General features: G+C 76.3%; 3 protein-coding genes. All 3 read left to right on the plus strand.

Going from position 1 to position 3,152, the window contains the following annotated elements; all coding sequences use genetic code 11:
- A partial coding sequence (locus QM572_RS06355; protein WP_415091204.1) for a PucR family transcriptional regulator occupies positions 1–453 on the plus strand: 453 nt, incomplete at its 5' end.
- The gene (locus QM572_RS06360) at positions 441–854 is read left to right on the plus strand and encodes a cupin domain-containing protein (RefSeq protein ID WP_415091206.1); all 414 of its coding nucleotides are present in this window, start codon (positions 441–443) and stop codon (positions 852–854) included. The genes QM572_RS06355 and QM572_RS06360, both read left to right, overlap by 13 nt.
- On the plus strand, positions 847–3,152 hold a 2,306-nt coding region (locus QM572_RS06365), incomplete at its 3' end, for an ATP-dependent helicase (protein WP_415091208.1). The genes QM572_RS06360 and QM572_RS06365, both read left to right, overlap by 8 nt.

The raw sequence follows: 3,152 nt of genomic DNA on the forward strand, positions 1-3,152 counted from the left end.
GCCGGGGTCGCGGCCGGCCGGCCGTTCAGCGCGGGCGTCAGCCGGGTCGTCGCCGGCCTGGCGCAGGTGCCCGAGGCGGCGGGCGAGGCCGAGCGTGCGCTGGAGGCCGGCCGGAGCCGGGGCGGCGGCACGACGACGTACTTCCAGCGACTGGGCCTGGAGCGACTGCTCGCGCTCGTGCCGGAGGCCGAGGTGTCGGCGTACGCGAGTGACATGCTGGGGCCGCTGGCCGCCGACTCCGCCGAGGCGGCGGACCTGCGTCGCACCCTCCAGCTGCTGCTGGAGACCGACTTCAACATCGCCGAGGTCGCGCGGCTGCAGTACCTCCACTTCATGACCGTGCGCTTCCGGGTCACGAAGTTCGAGCACTGGCTCGGGCCGCTCGCCGACGACCCGGTCCGGCGGCTCGACGTCGCGGTCGCCCTGCGCATACTTGGCGCGTGGACCCGCTGATCGAGACCCTGGGGCTCAGCCCTCATCCGGAGGGCGGCTTCTACCGCCAGACCTGGCGCTCGCCGGAGACCGTGACGCTGCCGGACGGACGGGTGCGCGCGGCGGCGACGCTCATCTACTTCGCCCTGCCCGCCGGCGCCTCCTCGGCCTGGCACACGGTGCGCTCCGACGAGTTCTGGCTCGCGCACACCGGCGTCGTCCAGCTGCAGTACGGCGGCAGCGGGGACGTCCCGGTCGAGGGCGAGGTGGTGCGCGTCGGGACCGACCTGGCCGCCGGGGAGGTCCCGCAGGCGCAGGTGCCTGCCGGCGTGTGGCAGCGCACGCTTGTGTCGGAGGTCGATGCCATCGTGAGCTGCATGGTCAGCCCCGGTTTCGACTTCGACGACTTCGCCCTTGCCTGAGCCCGGACCGCGCGCCGTGACGTCCTTCCGCCTCGCCCCGCCGCCCGGTCCGCCGGACGCGCCCGTGCTCGACGAGCACCAGCGGCGCGTCGTCGACCACGGCGACGGGCCGCTGCTGGTGCTGGCCGGTCCCGGCACGGGCAAGACGACGACGCTCGTGGAGGCGATCGTCGACCGGATCGAGCGGCGCGGCGCCTCGCCCGACGAGGTGCTGGCGCTGACGTTCTCCCGGAAGGCCGCCGAGCAGCTGCGCGACCGGGTCACCGCGCGGCTCGGGAGCGCCACGACCGCCACTCCCTGCATGACGTTCCACTCCTTCGCCTACGGGCTGGTGAGGCGGTTCGCGCCGGCGGAGCTCTACGAGGGTCCGCTGCGGCTGCTGAGCGCCCCCGAGCAGGACGTCGTGCTGCGCGACCTCCTGGCCGGCACCGACCGGGCGCGGTGGCCCGTCTCGCTCGCCCGCGCGATGGACACCCGCGGCTTCGCCCGCGAGGTGCAGGGCGTCCTCGCCCGGGCACGGGAGAAGGGCCTGGAGAGTCCCGACCTGGTGCGTCTCGGGCAGGAGGGCGGGGTGCCGGAGTTCGTCGCCGCAGGGCTCTTCATGGAGGAGTACCTCACCAATCTCGACTCGCAGGGCGCGATCGACTACTCCGACCTCATCCGGCGCGCCGTGGTCGAGGCGGAGGCCCACCGAGCCGAGCTGCGGGCGCGCTACCGCTGCGTCTTCGTCGACGAGCTCCAGGACACCGACCCCGGCCAGCTCGCCCTGCTGCGCGCCCTTGCCGGCGACGGCCGCGACCTGATCGCCGTGGGTGACCCGCACCAGTCGATCTACGGCTTCCGGGGCGCGGAGGTGCGCGGCATCCTGGAGTTCCCGACGGCCTTCCCGACCGTCTCCGGGGCGCCCGCGCCGGTGGTCGCGCTGCGGACCACCCGCCGGTTCGGCGAGCGGCTGCTCGTCGCGGCCCAGCGGGTCGCCTCGCGGATCGGGCTGCCCGGCACCATCGACGCCGAGGCGCGCGCGGCCTTCCTCGCGCCCGAGGCCTCCGGCCCCGGCGGCCGCGTGCAGGTGATGACCTTCGACACCGAGCGGGCCGAGGCCGAGCACCTCGCCGACCTGCTGCGGCGCGCCCATCTCACCGACGGCGTGGGCTGGGACGAGATGGCGATCCTGGTCCGCTCCGGCCGCGCCTCGATCCCTCCGCTGCGCCGCGCCCTCGGCGCTCTGGGCGTCCCGGTCGAGGTGGCCGGCGACGAGCTCCCGCTGGTCCGCGACCCGGCCGTCGCGCCGCTGCTCGCCGCCCTCCGCGCCGCGCTCGACCTGGGGGAGTCCGATCCGCTCGCGCCGGGCTACCTCGACGCCGTCCAGGTGACCGCCCTGCTCACCGGCCCCCTCGGCGGCCTCGCCGCCCCCGACGTACGCCGCCTGGCCCGTGCCCTGCGGGCGCGCGAGAAGTCGCTGGCCGCCGCCGAGGACAGGCGGGTCAGGTCGTCCCCGGAGCTGCTCCGCGAGGCGGTGCTCACGCCCGACTTCGTCACGGGCCTGGCCGACGCGTCGCTGGGCCGGGTGCAGGCGCTCGTCGCGCTGCTGCACCGGGTGCGGGAGATGGCGGGCGCGGGCGCCAGCCCCGAGGAGCTGCTGTGGGCGCTGTGGGACTCCACGCCCTGGCCCGACCGGCTCCGCCGCTCCGTCGACCTCGGCGGTCCGGCCGCGCGGCGGGCGCACCGCGACCTCGACGCCGTCGTCGCCCTCTTCGAGGTCGCCGCCCGCGCCGAGACCACCCGCGACCATGCCGGCGCCCGCGTCTTCCTCGACACCCTGAGCGCCCAGCAGATCCCCGCCGACACGATGGCCGAGCGCGGGGCGCGGGGCTCCGCCGTACGTCTCCTCACGGCGCACCGCTCCAAGGGCCTCGAGTGGCGCCTCGTGGTCGTCGCCCACGTCCAGGCGGAGGCATGGCCCGACCTGCGGCGCCGCTCCAGCCTGCTGCAGCCCGACCGGATCGGCACTCCGGCCGAGGGGGGACTGGTCCCGCCGCTGGGGGTGCGGGAGCTGCTCGCCGAGGAGCGCCGGCTCTTCTACGTCGCCTGCACCCGTGCGCGGGAGCGGCTCATCGTCACCGCCGTGCGCTCCGACGCCGACGACGGCGAGCAGCCCAGCCGCTTCCTCGACGAGCTCGGCGTGAGCGTCGAGCACGTGATCGGCCGCCCGCGCCGGCCGCTCTCGCTCGGCGGCCTGGTCGCCGAGCTCCGCCGGGTCGTCGCCGACCCGGCCACGCCCGAGCCGCTGCGCGCCGC

It is taken from the genome of Nocardioides sp. (assembly GCF_047607365.1).
Classification (GTDB): domain Bacteria; phylum Actinomycetota; class Actinomycetes; order Propionibacteriales; family Nocardioidaceae; genus Nocardioides.